The sequence below is a fragment of the Micromonospora sp. NPDC049799 genome, assembly GCF_040656655.1.
Lineage (GTDB): Bacteria > Actinomycetota > Actinomycetes > Mycobacteriales > Micromonosporaceae > Micromonospora.
This window is the reverse complement of sequence record NZ_JBFAMU010000090.1, coordinates 1-14,130: the sequence shown is the minus strand read 5'-3', so window position 1 is coordinate 14,130 and position 14,130 is coordinate 1. Positions and strand designations below refer to the sequence as shown.

At 73.7% G+C, this 14,130-nt stretch carries 10 protein-coding genes and 2 pseudogenes; 6 read left to right on the top strand and 6 right to left on the bottom strand.

The features are described from left to right. Positions 1–219: pseudogene (locus tag AB0I76_RS10340) on the bottom strand (hypothetical protein); the annotation flags it as partial. 119 nt (positions 220–338) lie between these two features. Here AB0I76_RS10340 and AB0I76_RS10335 point away from each other — a divergent pair. From AB0I76_RS10335 to AB0I76_RS10320, 4 genes are read left to right on the top strand one after another with little or no spacing between them, the layout of a single operon-like run. Next, a complete protein-coding gene (locus AB0I76_RS10335) occupies positions 339–1,253 on the top strand; it encodes an ABC transporter ATP-binding protein (RefSeq protein WP_357032820.1) in 915 nt (304 codons plus the stop codon). Then, positions 1,246–2,130, top strand: a complete 885-nt coding sequence (locus tag AB0I76_RS10330; protein WP_357032817.1) for an ABC transporter permease subunit — start codon at positions 1,246–1,248, stop codon at positions 2,128–2,130. Before AB0I76_RS10335 ends, AB0I76_RS10330 begins: the two co-directional genes overlap by 8 nt. After that, positions 2,127–3,086, top strand: coding sequence for an ABC transporter ATP-binding protein (locus AB0I76_RS10325; RefSeq protein WP_357032814.1), 960 nt, complete (start codon positions 2,127–2,129; stop codon positions 3,084–3,086). Before AB0I76_RS10330 ends, AB0I76_RS10325 begins: the two co-directional genes overlap by 4 nt. 1 nt (position 3,087) lies before the next feature. Continuing rightward, positions 3,088–3,798, top strand: coding sequence for an ABC transporter permease subunit (locus AB0I76_RS10320; RefSeq protein WP_357032811.1), 711 nt, complete (start codon positions 3,088–3,090; stop codon positions 3,796–3,798). A gap of 69 nt (positions 3,799–3,867) precedes the next feature. Here the strand turns inward: AB0I76_RS10320 and valS are convergent, their stop codons facing one another. Beyond that, positions 3,868–6,432: a valine--tRNA ligase gene (gene valS / locus AB0I76_RS10315; protein ID WP_357032808.1), complete on the bottom strand. Its 2,565-nt coding sequence runs from the start codon at positions 6,430–6,432 to the stop codon at positions 3,868–3,870. Positions 6,433–6,495: 63 nt separating this feature from the next. Between valS and AB0I76_RS10310 the strand changes: the two genes are divergently transcribed. Together AB0I76_RS10310 and AB0I76_RS10305 are read left to right on the top strand one after the other, a co-directional pair. Next, complete coding sequence (locus tag AB0I76_RS10310) at positions 6,496–7,149, top strand: nitroreductase family protein (protein ID WP_357032805.1); 654 nt, start codon at positions 6,496–6,498, stop codon at positions 7,147–7,149. A gap of 79 nt (positions 7,150–7,228) precedes the next feature. Next, entirely contained in the window at positions 7,229–8,641 is a 1,413-nt protein-coding gene (locus AB0I76_RS10305) for a hypothetical protein (RefSeq protein ID WP_357032802.1), read from the top strand. A gap of 4 nt (positions 8,642–8,645) precedes the next feature. Here AB0I76_RS10305 and AB0I76_RS10300 read toward each other — a convergent pair whose 3' ends face one another. The 4 genes and pseudogenes from AB0I76_RS10300 to AB0I76_RS10285 form a co-directional block, all read right to left on the bottom strand. Beyond that, positions 8,646–10,499 (bottom strand): ABC transporter ATP-binding protein, encoded by a 1,854-nt coding sequence (locus AB0I76_RS10300; protein ID WP_357032799.1) that lies wholly within the window; start codon positions 10,497–10,499, stop codon positions 8,646–8,648. Then, positions 10,496–12,325, bottom strand: a complete 1,830-nt coding sequence (locus AB0I76_RS10295; RefSeq protein WP_357032796.1) for an ABC transporter ATP-binding protein — start codon at positions 12,323–12,325, stop codon at positions 10,496–10,498. The genes AB0I76_RS10300 and AB0I76_RS10295 overlap by 4 nt, the downstream gene beginning before the upstream one ends. A gap of 37 nt (positions 12,326–12,362) precedes the next feature. Beyond that, positions 12,363–12,875 carry a methylated-DNA--[protein]-cysteine S-methyltransferase gene (locus tag AB0I76_RS10290; protein ID WP_357032793.1) on the bottom strand — a complete coding sequence of 171 codons (513 nt, stop codon included), beginning with the start codon at positions 12,873–12,875 and terminating at the stop codon, positions 12,363–12,365. After that, positions 12,872–14,035: pseudogene (locus AB0I76_RS10285) on the bottom strand (AlkA N-terminal domain-containing protein); the annotation flags it as partial. The gene AB0I76_RS10290 and the pseudogene AB0I76_RS10285, both read right to left, overlap by 4 nt. Between the last annotated feature and the right edge of the window lie 95 nt (positions 14,036–14,130).

Below are 14,130 nucleotides of genomic sequence, written 5' to 3'. Positions count from 1 at the left end.
CCCCGACGGGCCGCCGCCCGCCGGCTCGCGGACCGTCCCACCGGTCGTCGGGCCGGCCGGCGGCGGCGCGGCCGTGACGACGGTGGACAGCTCCTCGTCCACCTCGGTGTCGGTGACCACCTTCCACGGCTGGAACCACCAGGCTCCCAGCGCGGAGACGACGACGAGCACGGCGAGCGCGCCCCGGACCAGCGGTCCGCGCGGCAGTCGGGTGACCATGGGGACCAGTCTTCCGCCCGGACGGCTCCCGCGGGATTACCAGACTCTTACGCCCCCTAGTGGTGGGATCAGGGGCGCGCCTGATGTCCCGGTGTGCCTCGGCTACCTACGCTGGCGGCGTGACACTCATCGCGACCGAGTCGCTGACCAAGACGTACGGGGGTGGGGTCACCGCGCTGGCCGACCTGACCGTCGCGGTCGAGCCCGGGATCATCGGCCTGGTCGGCGCGAACGGCGCCGGCAAGTCTACGCTGATCAAGATCCTGCTCGGCCTTCTTCCTCCCACAAGCGGCCGGGTCCGGGTCCTCGATCTCGACCCGACCACCGACTCCGACCAGGTGCGCGCCCGCGTCGGCTACATGCCCGAGCACGACGCCCTCCCACCCGACCTCTCCGCCGCCGAGCTGGTCACCCACCTCGGCCGGATGAGCGGCCTGCCGCGCACCGTCGCCCGCGAGCGGGCCTCCGAGGCGCTGCGGCACGTCGGGCTCTACGAGGAGCGCTACCGCCCGGTCGGTGGCTACTCCACCGGCATGAAGCAGCGGGTCAAGCTCGCCCAGGCGCTCGTGCACGACCCGGACCTGCTGCTGCTCGACGAACCGACCAACGGCCTCGACCCGGCCGGCCGGGACGCCATGCTCGCCCTGGTGCACCGGATCGGCACCGAGTTCGGCATCTCCGTCCTGGTCTGCTCCCACCTGCTCGGCGAGGTCGAGCGGATCTGCGACACGCTCGTCGCCATCGACGGCGGGCGACTGCTGCGCGCCGATCGCATCTCCGCCATGACCACGGCCACCGACGTCCTCGCCGTCGAGGTCAGCGAGGGCACCGACGACCTGGCCGCCCGGCTCGCCGCGCTGCGCCTTCCGGTCCGCCGGGACGGCCGCCTGCTGCTCGTCGAGCTGACCGACGACACCACCTACGACACGATCCTCGGCGCGGTGGCCGAGCTGGACCTGCCGCTGCACCGGCTCGACCAGCGACGGCACCGGGTCGCCGAGCTGTTCGCCACGAGGGAGCCCAGCCATGCCTGAGCCGACCGGCGTCATCCACGACATCGGCTACCAGCGCTACACCGGCCCCCGGCTGGGCCGCCGGCACGTCTTCGGCGCGCTCTACCTGCACGGCCTGCGGACCGTCTTCGGGCTGGGCCGCACCGCCAAGGCCAAGATCTTCCCCTGGCTGGTGGTCGGCATCGTCACCCTGGTCGCGGCCGGCGTCACCGCCGTACGCAGCCAGATCGGCGAGGTCGTCATGACGTACGCCCAGTTCGCCGACGCGATGAGCTGGCTGGTCATCTTCTTCGTCGCGGTAGCCGCGCCGGAGCTGGTCAGCCGCGACCTGCGCAGCGGCGTGCTGCCGCTGTACTTCTCCCGCCCGCTGCCGCGCTCCGACTACCCGCTGGCCAAGCTGCTCGCCATGATGACGGCGCTCTGGCTGCTTCTCGGCGGCCCGCAGCTGGTGATGTTCCTCGGTGCCGCCTTCACCACCAAGGAGGGCATGCGCGGGGTGTGGAACGAGCTGCTGGACCTGCTGCCCGGCCTGCTGTACGCCGGCCTCTGGGCGGTGGTCTTCGCCTCGATCGGGCTGCTGGTGGCGTCGTTCACCGGCAAGCGGGCCTTCGCCGCCGGCGGGATCGTCGCCGTGTTCCTGATGACCGCGCCGGTCGTCGGCACGCTGTCGATCATGCCCTCCCGGGTGGTCAACGAACTGGCCTTCCTGGCCTCCCCGTCCACCCTGGTGAGCGGCGTCGGCACCTGGGCGCTCGGTGACCTGCTGGAGCCGGAGAGCCAGGGCGGGGGCCTGCCGATCGGCGACTTCGGCCCGGTCTACGCCCTCGCCGCCGTCGTGCTGGTCAGCTCGTGCGTCGCCCTGCTGCTCCTGCGATACCGGAAGGTGGCCGCCCGATGACCGCGACCAGCACCGACCCGACGGCGGCGGTCTCGGCCGCCACCTCCAGCACGCTCGACCTCGCGGGCGTCTCCCGCTGGTACGGCAACGTGGTCGCCGTCAACGACGTCAGCATGCGGCTGGGCCCGGGTGTCACCGGACTGCTCGGGCCGAACGGCGCCGGCAAGACGACGCTGCTGCACATGATGGCCGGCTTTCTCGCCCCGTCCCGCGGGGCGGTGACCCTGGACGGACGCCCCACCTGGCGCAACCCCGACGTCTACCGCCGGCTCGGCCTGGTCAGCGAGCGGGAGGCCGTGCACACCTTCCTGACCGCGTACGAGTTCGTGCTGGCCAGCGCGAAGCTGCACCGGCTGCCGGACCCGGAGGACGCGGCCCGCCGGGCGATCGCCCTGGTCGAGCTGGAGGGCGCGCAGGCGCGCCGGATCGGCACGTACTCCAAGGGCATGCGGCAGCGCACCCGGGTCGCCGCCGCGCTCGTGCACGACCCGCAGGTGCTGCTGCTCGACGAACCGTTCAACGGCATGGACCCGCGCCAACGGCTGCACATGATGGACCTGCTGCACCGCCTCGGCGCGGCCGGCCGGACCATCCTGTTCAGCTCGCACATCCTGGAGGAGGTCGAGCAGGTCTCCGGCACCGTCCAGGTGATGGTGGCCGGTCGGCTCGCCGCGTCCGGCGACTTCCGCACCATCCGCCGGCTGATGACCAACCGGCCGCACGTCTTCGCCGTACGCTCGACCGACGACCGGGCCCTCGCGGTGGCCCTGATGGCCGAGACGTCGGTGACCGGCGTGGAACTGGGCCGCGCCGGGCTGACCGTGCGGGCCGGCGACTACGGCGCGTTCACCCGCGCCCTGCCGAAGATCGCCCTGTCCCGAGGGATCCGGGTGCAGCAGCTGGTGCCCGAGGACGAGTCCCTGGAGAGCGTCTTCTCCTACCTGGTGGAGGCCTGACATGTCGACCATTTCCTGGATCACCGCGCGGGGGCTGTTCGGGCGTCGCCGCTTCCTGCTGCTGCTTCCGCTGCCGGTGCTGCTGGTGCTGCTCGCCGTGCTCTCCCGGGCGCTGGGCGTCGACCCGGGGGAGTGGGGCCCGCCGGTGCTGGTCGGCCTCGGCCTGGCCGTGGTGCTGCCCGTGGTCGCCCTGATCGTCGGCACCGGCGTGCTCGGTGCCGAGATCGACGACGGCACCGTGGTGCACATCCTGACCAAGCCGCTGCCGCGCTGGCAGATCGTCCTTCCGAAGCTGGCGGTGGCGGCCGGCGTCACCGCGGCCACCGTCGCCCTGCCGCTCTACGTCGCGGGCGTGCTCGCCGACTCGGTACGCCTCGGGCTGGCCCTCGCCGCCGCCTCGGCGATCGGCGCGCTGGCGTACTCGGCGCTGTTCCTGGCACTCAGCCTGATCACCCGGCGGCCGGTGCTGCTCGGTCTGGTCTACGTGCTGATCTGGGAGGGGCTGCTCGGCAACTTCGTCAGCGGCACGAAGGTGCTGTCCATCCAGCAGTACGTGATCGCCCTGGCCGACCGGCTGGCCCCGACCGGGCTGCTCTCCACCACCGTCTCGGTTCCGGTGGCGTCGGTGATGACCACCCTGGTCGCGATCGGGTTCACCGTCCTGGCGATCGACCGCCTCCGCTCCTTCTCGGTGGCCGGCGAAACCAGCTGAGGTGTAAGGAAGGGCCCCGGTCAACAGGGGGCCCTTCCTTACGCCGCGGCGCGCCGCGCCGCGCCGCAGCTAGAAGGCGCAGGCGATCACCAGCTCCGGGGTGCGGTCGGGCAGGAGGTCGAGCTTGCCGATCCGCCCCGCCGCCCGCAGGTCCTCGCTGATCACGGTGAGCTGGTCGAGCAGGGCGGCCGGACCGAGCGCCTCGGCCAGCGGCACCTCCGCCTTCATCGACAGCTTCCGCTCCGACTTGGCCCGCCGGACCTGGCTGAGCGCGTCACCGGCCAGCCGGAGCAACGCCGGGTCACCCGGAGCCTGGACCGCCCGGCCCACCTCGTACGTGGTGGGCCAGGTCGCGCGGTGCACCGACCCGTACCGCCACCAGGACCACACCTCCTCCGTCGCGTACGGCAGCACCGGCGCGAAGAGCCGCAGTTGCACCGAGAGCGCGGTGGCCAAGGCCGCGCGGGCCGAGTCCGCACCCGGTCCGGTGCCGTAGGCGCGCTCCTTCACCAGCTCGATGTAGTCGTCGCAGAACCGCCAGAAGAACGACTCAGCGGCCTGCAACGCCGCTGTGTGGTCGTACGCGTCCAGGGCCGTGGTCGCCGTGGCGACCACGGTGGACAGTTCGGCGAGCATCGCGGTGTCCAGCGGTGACGTCGCCGGTGCGCGCAGCGCGTCGGCGGCACCCAGACCGAGGGCGAACCTCGACGCGTTGAGCAGCTTCGTGGCGAGTCGGCGGCCCACCTTGATCTGCGCCGGGTCGAACGCGAGGTCCATGCCCGGCTTGCCGTTCGCCGCCCAGTACCGCACCGCGTCGGAACCGTGCTGCTCCAGCAACGCCATCGGGGTGACCACGTTCCCCTTGGACTTGGACATCTTCTTCCGGTCCGGGTCGAGGATCCAGCCGGAGAGCACGGCGTCCCGCCACGGCAGCACACCGTGCTCCAGGTGGGAGCGGACGACCGAGGAGAAGAGCCAGGTCCGGATGATCTCCTGCCCCTGGGGCCGCAGGTCCATCGGGAAGACCCGGGCGAACAGGTCGGGGTCGGTCTCCCAACCGCCGACGATCTGCGGGGTCAACGACGAGGTGGCCCACGTGTCCAGCACGTCCGGGTCACCGACGAAACCACCCGGCGCGCCGCGCTGCGACTCGGAGTAGCCGGGCGGCACGTCGGTGGACGGGTCGATCGGCAGCGTCGCCTCATCCGGTGTGAGAGGGTGGGCGTAGTCCGGCTCGCCAGCGTTGTCGAGCCGGTACCACACCGGCACCGGCACCCCGAAGAAGCGCTGCCGGCTGACCAGCCAGTCGCCGGTCAGCCCGCCCACCCAGTGGTCGTACCGGTGCTTCATGTGCTCCGGCACCCAGCGCAGCCCGGCGCCCCGGGCCAGCAGCTCGTCGCGCAGCGCCGCGTCCCGACCGCCGTTGCGCAGGTACCACTGCCGGGTCGAGACGATCTCCAGGGGACGGTCGCCGCGCTCGTAGAACTTCACCGGGTGCGTGATCGGCCGCGGCTCGCCGACCAGGTCGCCCGCGTCGGCGAGCAGCTCCACGAGCGTCCGCCGGGCGCCGTTGACGGTCTGCCCGGCCAGCGCCGCGTACGGCTGCGGAGGCACGCCGGCCGGCGCGTCCGGCAGCAGCCGGCCGTCGCGGCCGATCACCACGCGGGTGTCCAGGGCCAGTTCCCGCCACCAGGTCACGTCGGTCAGGTCGCCGAACGTGCAGACCATCGCGATGCCCGTGCCCTTGGCCGGGTCCGCCAGCGGGTGCGCGCGCACCGGCACCTCGACGGAGAAGACGGGCGTACGCACAGCCGACCCCACGAGGTCCGCGTACCGCTCGTCGTCGGGGTGGCAGACCAGCGCCACGCAGGCGGGCAGCAGCTCCGGCCGGGTGGTGTCGACGAGCACCTCGCGCCCGTCCGGCCCGGTGAACCGCAGCCGGTGGTACGCGCCGGGCCGTTCCCGGTCCTCCAGCTCCGCCTGGGCGACGGCGGTGGCGAACCCGACGTCCCAGAGCGTCGGCGCCTCCGCCTGGTACGCCTCGTCCCGGGCGAGGTTGCGCAGGAACGCCCGCTGCGACGTCGCCCGGGCCACGCGGCCGATCGTCGTGTACGTCAGCGACCAGTCCACGGACAGCCCGAGCCGCCGCCAGAGCGCCTCGAAGACCTGCTCGTCGGCGACGGTCAGCCGCTCGCACAGCTCGATGAAGGTGCGTCGGGAGACGGGTGTCGGGTCCTTCCGGGCGGCGTCGTCCACCGGGGCGGCCGGCGGCTGCCACGACGGGTCGTACGGCAGGGCCGGGTCGCAGCGCACCCCGTACACGTTCTGCACCCGGCGCTCGGTCGGCAGGCCGTTGTCGTCCCAACCCATCGGGTAGAACACGGTCCGCCCGCGCATCCGCTGGAAGCGGGCCACCACGTCGGTGTGCGTGTACGAGAAGACGTGCCCCATGTGCAGCTCGCCCGATACGGTCGGCGGCGGGGTGTCGATCGCGTACACGTCCGCCCGCTCCTTCTTGCGGTCGAACGCGTACGTGCCCTCCTCCTGCCAGCGGTGCGCCCAGGTCTCCTCGAGCCCGTCCAGCGTGGGACGCTCGGGGACGCCGGCGCGGGCCGTCCTCGCCGTATCAGTCATCCGTCGATCGTAGGCAGCCGCTATCGACCGGACCACGGCTTATCTCCGTGTCACGATGACCGGATGCCGACGCTTCCCCTGAGCCCCGACGAACTGCTCACCACGACCCGTACGGTCCGCCGGCGCCTCGACCTGACCCGGCCGGTGCCGATGGAGCTGGTCCGGGAGTGCCTGGAGATCGCCCTCCAGGCGCCGTCCGGCTCGAATCGGCAGGGCTGGCAGTGGGTCGTGGTCACCGACGCGGCGAAGCGGGCCGCGATCGGCCACCTCTACCAGCGGGCGGTGCACGGCTACCTCGCCTCCGAGGGCTCGGCCGCCCGGCTCTTCGCCGGGGACCCGGAACGCGCCGAAGTGCAGCGCCGGGTGGGGGAGAGCGTCGCCTGGCTCGGTGACCGGATGGGTGAGGTGCCGGTGCTGCTCATCCCGTGCCTCCAGGTGCACGGCGGCGGCGAGCTGCCGGCCGGCAACCAGGCCGGGCTGTGGGGGTCGGTGCTGCCGGCCGCGTGGAGCTACATGCTCGCCGCACGGGCGCGCGGTCTCGGCACCGCCTGGACCACCCTGCATCTCGCGTACGAGGCGGAGGTCGCGGAGCTGCTCGGGCTCCCCGCCGACGTGCGGCAGGCCGCGCTGATCCCCACCGCGTACTACACGGGGGAGGGCTTCCGGCCGGCGAAGCGCCAGCCCCTGGACGAGGTGCTGCACGTCGACACCTGGTAGGCGTCGTCCGCTGCACACGGGACAGCGGGTGGTCGCCGGCCGTGACACCATCGCCTCCACATGTTCCGGGAGGCGTTTCATGGTGGTGGCTCCGGAAACACGTTTCACGTCCGTCGGGCAGGTCGTCGCGGGGGTGCTCGCCGCGCTCGCGACCGGCGTCGCGTTCGCCGCCGGGGCGGTGCCCCTGGCCGTCCACTCGGGCCTCTGGGGTCTGGTCGGTGGCGGTTGGTCCCACCCGATCGTGTTCGGGATGCCGGTGCTGCTGCTGGCGCTGGTCGCGGCAACCCTGAACGGTCGGCTGTCCGGGTGGTGGCTCGCGGCGGCCGGTCTCGCCGTGCAGGCCGTGGTGGGCCTGCTTCCCGCTCTCGCCGGGGGTGCCGTCGAGCCGGGCCTGCCGCAGGGGGCCACCGCCCTCGCCACGATCGCGGGCGCGGGTCTCGCCCTGGGCGGTGCGGTGCTCGCCGTGGGCCAGGTCGCCCGCCCGGCCCGCCCGGTCGTCGGCGCGGCCCTGGTGACGGGTCTCCTGCTCCAGCCGGCCCTGCCGTTCGCCCGACCCGACCGCGTCGACGACTTCGGCTTCGACCTCGTGCTGTGGGTGACGCTCGCCGTCGTGACCGTGGCCGCCACCACCGCCCGCCATCAGCGCTCGACAGTCCCGGGCCGGTCGGCGGCCTCGCGGTGGGTGACCGTGATGGTCGTCGCGGCCGTCGCGACGACCGTGCGGGTGGTCCAGGTGTGGCGGGGCGGCAGCACCAGCTCCCTGCGCGGCGACCCGGCCGCTGTCCCGTTGGACGTGCCCTGGTCGGCCGGCTTGGCGATCCTGGTGGCCGCGGTGCTGACCGGCTACGCCTGGCATGTCTGGCGGGCCGCCGGGGTCCGCTGGGTGCTTTCCGCGTTCGCGGTCGGCCCGGCCGCCCTCTACGCCTTCGGGAACACCACCGGCGGCGGTGGGTCGGTGACCGTCCTGCTGGTGCCCGCGGCTCTGCTGACCGTGGTGGTCGCCTTCGCCCTCGTCCGGTACGCCGACCGGCTCGTGCCCTGGGACGCGGTCGCCCTGTTGGTCGTCGCCGGCGCGTTCCCGCTGGTGCTTCGGGCGCACCGCGCCGGCCGGGACGACGCCGTCCAACTGGCCCTGGTGCTGCTCTGCTTCGGTCTGGCGTGGGCGGTCGGGGTCGCCCGGGTGACGGTGCGGCCGGACCGGCCAGCGGCACCGGTGGCCGGGCTGCTGGGCTTCGGATTCGCCGCGTTCCTGCTCGGCGCACAGCTGTTGGTGCCGCTGTGGGTGGCTGATGGGTGGGACGCGCCGATGTCGCGGACCTTCGGGACGCCGGCACTTGCCGGCGGGGCCGCCCTGGTGGTGGCGGTGTTCTTCCTGGTCGAGCACTGGCAGGGGTGGGCGGACAGCCGCACCGGCGTGGCCGACGGGCCGGCGGACCCGGACGCGGCGCCGCCGCCCCCCAGCGGGCCGGTGACGATCGAGATCGAGCGGTAAGGCCCTACACGAGGGAGTCGCGCCACTGGCGGTGCAGGGCGGCGTACCGGCCGTCGGCCTCGGCGAGCCGGTCCGGTGGGCCGTCCTCGACGACCCGGCCGGCGTCGAGCACCAGCACCCGGTCGGCGGTCTCCACGGTGGACAACCGGTGCGCGATGACCAGGGCGGTGCGGTCGGCCAGGATGGTGCCGAGCGCCCGCTGCACGGTCCGCTCGGTGGGCACGTCCAGCGACGACGTCGCCTCGTCGAGGATCAGCACCGCCGGGTCGGCGAGGAACGCCCGCGCGAACGCGACCAGTTGCCGCTGCCCGGCCGAGAGCCGGCCGCCCCGCCGGTGCACCTGGGTCGCGTACCCGTCGGGCAGCGCGGCGATGAAGTCGTGCGCGCCGATCGCACGCGCGGCGGCCTCCACGGCGGCGTCGTCGGCGCCGGGCCGGCCGAAGCGGATGTTCTCCGCGACCGTACCGCCGAACAGGTGGGTCTCCTGGGTGACCAGCACGACCGCCCGACGCAGGTCGGCGTCGGCCAGGTCGCGCAGGTCGACCCCGTCCAGGGTTACCGTCCCGGAGACCGGGTCGTGGAACCGCGCGAGCAGTTTGGCGATGGTCGACTTGCCGGCCCCGGTCGGCCCGATCAGCGCGACCGTCTGCCCGGCCGGGACGGTCAGGTCCAGGTCGGTGAGGATGGGTGCGTCCGCGCGGTAGCCGAAGGTGACCGACCGGAAGGCCACCGCGCCCGGGTGGGGGGTCGCGGGCAGCGGAACGGGCCGGGCGGGCTCCGGTACGGAGGGCCGCTCGTGCAGCACCCCGGAGAGCTTCTCCAGCGCCGCCGTGGCCGACTGCAACGAGTTGTAGAACTGGCTCAGGTCCTGCATCGGCTCGAAGAACCGCCGCAGGTAGAGCAGGAACGCGGCCAGCACCCCCAGCTCGGTCGCCCCCCGCAGCACCCGCCAGCCGCCGTAGCAGAGCACCGCCGCGACGGTCACGTTGCCGATCACCTTGATGCCGGGTGAGTACGTCGCGATCAGCCGGAACGTCTGCAGGCTGGCCCGGCGGTAGTCGTCGCTGACCGTACCGAAGATCCGCTGGTTGCGCGGCTCCCGGCGGAACGCCTGCACCGCGCGGATGCCCCGCATCGACTCGATGAAGTGGACGATGACCAGCGCGATCGTCTCCCGGGTACGCCGGTACGCGGCGGCGGACGCACGGGCGAACCAGCGGGAGAGCCCGAACAGGAACGGGAAGGCGAGCAGGGTCACCGCGGCCAGCGGCAGGTCGAGCCAGAGGAGGATGCCGGCCACCGACAGCACCGACAGCGCGGCCAGGACCAGGCTGTCCAGGCCGCCCCCGACCAGCTCGCCGATCGAGTCCAGGTCGCTGGTCAGCCGGGACACCATCCGGCCGGAGGTGTACCGCTCGTGGAAGGCCACCGGCAGGCGCAGGAACTGCGCGTACACCCGCTCGCGGAGGTCGAGCAGGACGGCCTGGCCGATCCCCGCGGAGAGGGTGAGGAAGCCGCGGCGGGCGGCGTACTCGACGGCGGAGGCCGCGACGAACGCGGCGGCGATCGCCGCCAGCGGGCCGCCGTCACCGGCCCGCAGCGGGCCGATGGCCCGGTCGATGCCGAGCATCACCAGGTACGGCCCGGCCATCGCGGCCGCGTTCTGGCTGAGCAGCAGCCCGACGGCGACCGCGAGCCGGCACCGGTGCGGGCGCAGCAGGTCGCGCAGCAGCACCCGGCTCAGGGCCCGCAGCCGGGTCACCGACTCCGGGTCGGTGTCCTCGGCGCGGCTGCGGTCGGCGTCGGGGTCGACGGCGACACCACGCCACCGGGTGACGTCGTTCCCGGTGGCCGTCACGACCGCACCAGGCCCCGCCCGCCGGGCGTGGGGTCGATGGCCGGAACGACGGGCGGCGGCTCGGCGGAGAGCACCGCGCGGTACGCGGGCACCGTGGCCAGCAGTTCGGAGTGCGTCCCCACCGCCGTGATCCGCCCCTGCTCCAGCAGCGCCACCCGGTCGGCGAGGGCGATGGTGGACGGCCGGTGCACGACCAGCAGGGCGGTGGTGTTCCCCAGCACCCGCTTCAGGGCCGCCTCGACCAGGGCCTCGGTGTGCACGTCCAGCGCGGACAGGGGGTCGTCCAGAACGAGCAGGGCGGGCCGGCCGAGCACCGCCCGGGCCAGCGCGAGCCGCTGCCGTTGCCCACCGGAGAGCGACAGCCCCTGCTCGCCCACCCGGGTGGCCAACCCCCACGGCAGGTCGTACGCGAAGTCGGCCTGCGCCAGCGCGAGCGCCGCGCGGACCTCGTCCTCGGCGGCGTCCGGGCGGCCCAGGGTGAGGTTCTCCCACACCGACATGGAGAACAGCGTCGGCTCCTCGAACGCGACCCCGACGAGCCGGCGCAGCGCGGCCAGGCGCAGGTCCCGCAGGTCGTGCCCGTCCAGGGTGATCCGGCCGTCGGTCACGTCGTGCAGTCGGGGCACCAGGGAGAGCAGGGTGCTCTTGCCGCAGCCGGTCGCGCCGACCAGGGCGAGCGTCTCGCCCGGCTCGACGGTCAGGTCGATCCCGCGCAGCACGGGCGCGGCCGTGCCCGGGTAGCGGAACGAGACGGCCTCGAACCGCAGCCGGCCGGCCACCTCGGCGGGCGGCAGGGTGACCGCGTGCGGCGCGTCCACGATCGCCGGTGGCGTGGTCAGGACCTCCTGCACCCGGTCCGCGGCGGTGGCGGCCTCCTGCCCGTTCGCGATGATCCAGCCCATTCCCTGCACCGGCCAGGTGAGCATCAACTGGAGGCTGACGAAGGCCACCAGTTCGCCGATGGTCAGCACGCCCCGCGCGGCGGCCGCCGCGCCGGTCACCAGCACCACGCCCAGCGTCAGGTTCGGCACCAGGTCCAGCAGGGCGGAGGTGCGGGCCAGCAGCCGGCCCTTGCCGACCCCGGTGTCGTGCAGCGTCCGGGCGCTGCCGGCGAACCGGGCGACCAGTTCGGGTCCCCGCCCGTACGCCTTCATGGTGCGCAGGCCCTGCGCGGTCTCCTCGACCAGGGTGGCCACGTCGCCCTGCTGGTCCTGCATCCGCCGGGAGGCGGTGTGGTACGCCCGCGCGAACCGCCTCGTGATCAGGAACAGCGGCACCGCGCTGGCGGCCACCACCAGGCCCAGGGCGGTGTGCAGCCGGATCAGCAGCACCACCACGGCCACGTAGGTGACCAGGTTGAGCACCAGGAAGAAGAGGCCGAACGAGAGGAAGCGGCGGATCACCGACAGGTCGCTGGTGATGCGGGAGAGCAGCTGACCGGACTGCCACCGGTCGTGGAAGCTGGCCGGCAGGCGTTGCAGGTGGGCGTACACGTCCTCGCGGATGGCCGCCTCGATCGCCATCGAGGACGACGACTGCACCCAGCGCCGGACGAAGATCAGCAGTGCCTCGGCGAGGCCGAGCAGCAGGGCGAGACCGGCCAGCCGCACCAGGCCGGCGGGGTCCTGCCGGGCCACCGGGCCGTCCACCACCCGCTGCGCCACCAGCGGTACGGAGATGCCCGCGCCGGTCGCGGCGAGCCCGGCGAGCATCAGCCAGCCGAACTCAGCCGCGTGCGGGCGCAGGTAGTGGCGCAGTCGCCAGAGGTTGTGCAGCGGATGTCGGCCGGCTGTGGGGGCCGGGCTGCCGTCGCTCTCCGCAGGCACTACCCGACGGTAGCGACAAGTGGGAGCGTTGCCGCTGTCAGTTTTCCGTCACTCGACGCTCGTGCCCGAGAAGCCACTTCTTCACATCCAGCCCCCAGCGGTAGCCGCCGAGCGTCCCGTCGGTGCGCAGCACCCGGTGGCAGGGGACGAAGAGGGCGGCGGCGTTACGGGCACAGGCCGCCGCGGCCGCGCGGACGGCGGTGGGCCGGCCGGCCAGCCCGGCGTACGCCGTGTACGTCACCGGCTCGCCCGCCTTCACGTCCCGCAGCACCGTCCACGCGTGCGCCATGAACTCGCCGGACGTGTGCTGCTCCACCGGCACCACGTCGATCGCGGCGAGGTCGCCGTCCAGGTAGGACACGACGGCGGCGGTGACCGGCCCCAGGTCGGCCCGCTGCCGCAGGGGCGCTCGCAGTCGCGGGTGCACGAGGGGGAGCAGGGTCGCGGGGTCGGCCGTGAAGCCGGCCGCCCGTACCGCCCCGTCCGGTCCGGCCACGATGCTCAGCGGACCGGCGGGCGTGTGCAGGACAGTGCTGTCGTTCATGCTCATGCTGCTCTCCAGAGTCGGACGACCGCGTACGAGCGCCAGGGGCGCCAGCGGTCGGCGTACGCGTCGAGGGTCTTCGGGTCGTCGGGCAGGCCGAGGACGGCGGCGCCGCGCCGCACGGCCAGGTCGGTGGGGAGCAGGACGTCCGGGTCGCCGAGCGCGCGCATCGCGACGTAGCCGGCGGTCCACGCCCCGATCCCGGGCAGTTCGGTGAGCCGGCGCCGGGTCTCCTCCCGGTCCCCACCCGGCTCCAGGTTCAGCCCCCCGTCGGCGACGGCCCGAGCGAGAGCCCGAATACTCTCCCGCCGCCCACCCGGCATCCCGAACCCCGAATCCGAAATCCCCAAAACCTCCCCAGCGGAAGGAAACCCCCGCAACCCCCGGCTCTCATTCCGTCGATCATGAGGTTGAAGGGTGGTTTGAAGATCAGAGCACCCGTCAACCTCATGGTCAACGCCGCTCACCGTGGGGGTGGGGAGGTGGGAGAGGAGGCGGGTGAGGGTGGTTCGGGCGCTTGTGACCGAGACCTGTTGGCCGATGATCGCGCGGACGGCCATCTCCCAGCCGTCCACCGCCCGCGGCACCCGGACGCCGGGCTCGGCGGTGACCGCCCCGGCCAGCGCGGGGTCGGCGGCGAGCGTGTCGTCGACCGCGGCGGGGTCGGCGTCCAGGTCGAACAGCCGCCGGCAGCGGGCCACCGCCGGGGACAGGTCGCGCATGTCGGTCAGCCGCAGGGTCGCGGCCACGTACCCGTCCGCCGGGGTCAGGGTCGACTCTCCGGTGCCGTGCGGCAGCCGCAACCCCCGGCGGTACGCACCGTCGCGTACCTCCTCGACGCCCGGCAGCGCGCGGAGGGCGAGGAAGTCCAGCAACGCCGCCGCGTGCAACGGCGGACGGTACGCGAGCCGCAGCGTGATCGTGCCCGCGCCCGCCGGGGCCGGTCGGACTCCCCGGGCGGTACGCAGCTCGGACGGCGCCACCCCGTACACCTCGCGGACGGTCTCGTTGAACTGCCGGACGCTGCCGAAACCGGCCGCGAAGGCGATCTCGGCCATGCCCAGGCCGGTGGTCTCGACCAGGGTGCGGGCCGTCTGGGCGCGCTGGGCCCGGGCGAGCGCGAGCGGCCCGGCACCGAGTTCGGCGCGGAGCATCCGGTGCAGGTGTGCCCGAGGGCACGGTGTACATGTACCACGCCCAGGAGCGGGTCATCGACGTGCCGAAGTCGGAGACCAACGGCCGGCGCGGAGGCATCCACAAC

Bases quoted from the DNA above. Each gene is read 5' to 3' on its own strand.
- AB0I76_RS10325 (WP_357032814.1), top strand. From the start codon at position 2,127: ATGACCGCGACCAGCACCGACCCGACGGCGGCGGTCTCGGCCGCCACC.
- AB0I76_RS10330 (WP_357032817.1), top strand. From the start codon at position 1,246: ATGCCTGAGCCGACCGGCGTCATCCACGACATCGGCTACCAGCGCTAC.
- AB0I76_RS10290 (WP_357032793.1), bottom strand. From the start codon at position 12,875: ATGAGCATGAACGACAGCACTGTCCTGCACACGCCCGCCGGTCCGCTG.
- AB0I76_RS10320 (WP_357032811.1), top strand. From the start codon at position 3,088: ATGTCGACCATTTCCTGGATCACCGCGCGGGGGCTGTTCGGGCGTCGC.
- AB0I76_RS10305 (WP_357032802.1), top strand. From the start codon at position 7,229: ATGGTGGTGGCTCCGGAAACACGTTTCACGTCCGTCGGGCAGGTCGTC.
- AB0I76_RS10310 (WP_357032805.1), top strand. From the start codon at position 6,496: ATGCCGACGCTTCCCCTGAGCCCCGACGAACTGCTCACCACGACCCGT.
- valS (WP_357032808.1), bottom strand. From the start codon at position 6,432: ATGACTGATACGGCGAGGACGGCCCGCGCCGGCGTCCCCGAGCGTCCC.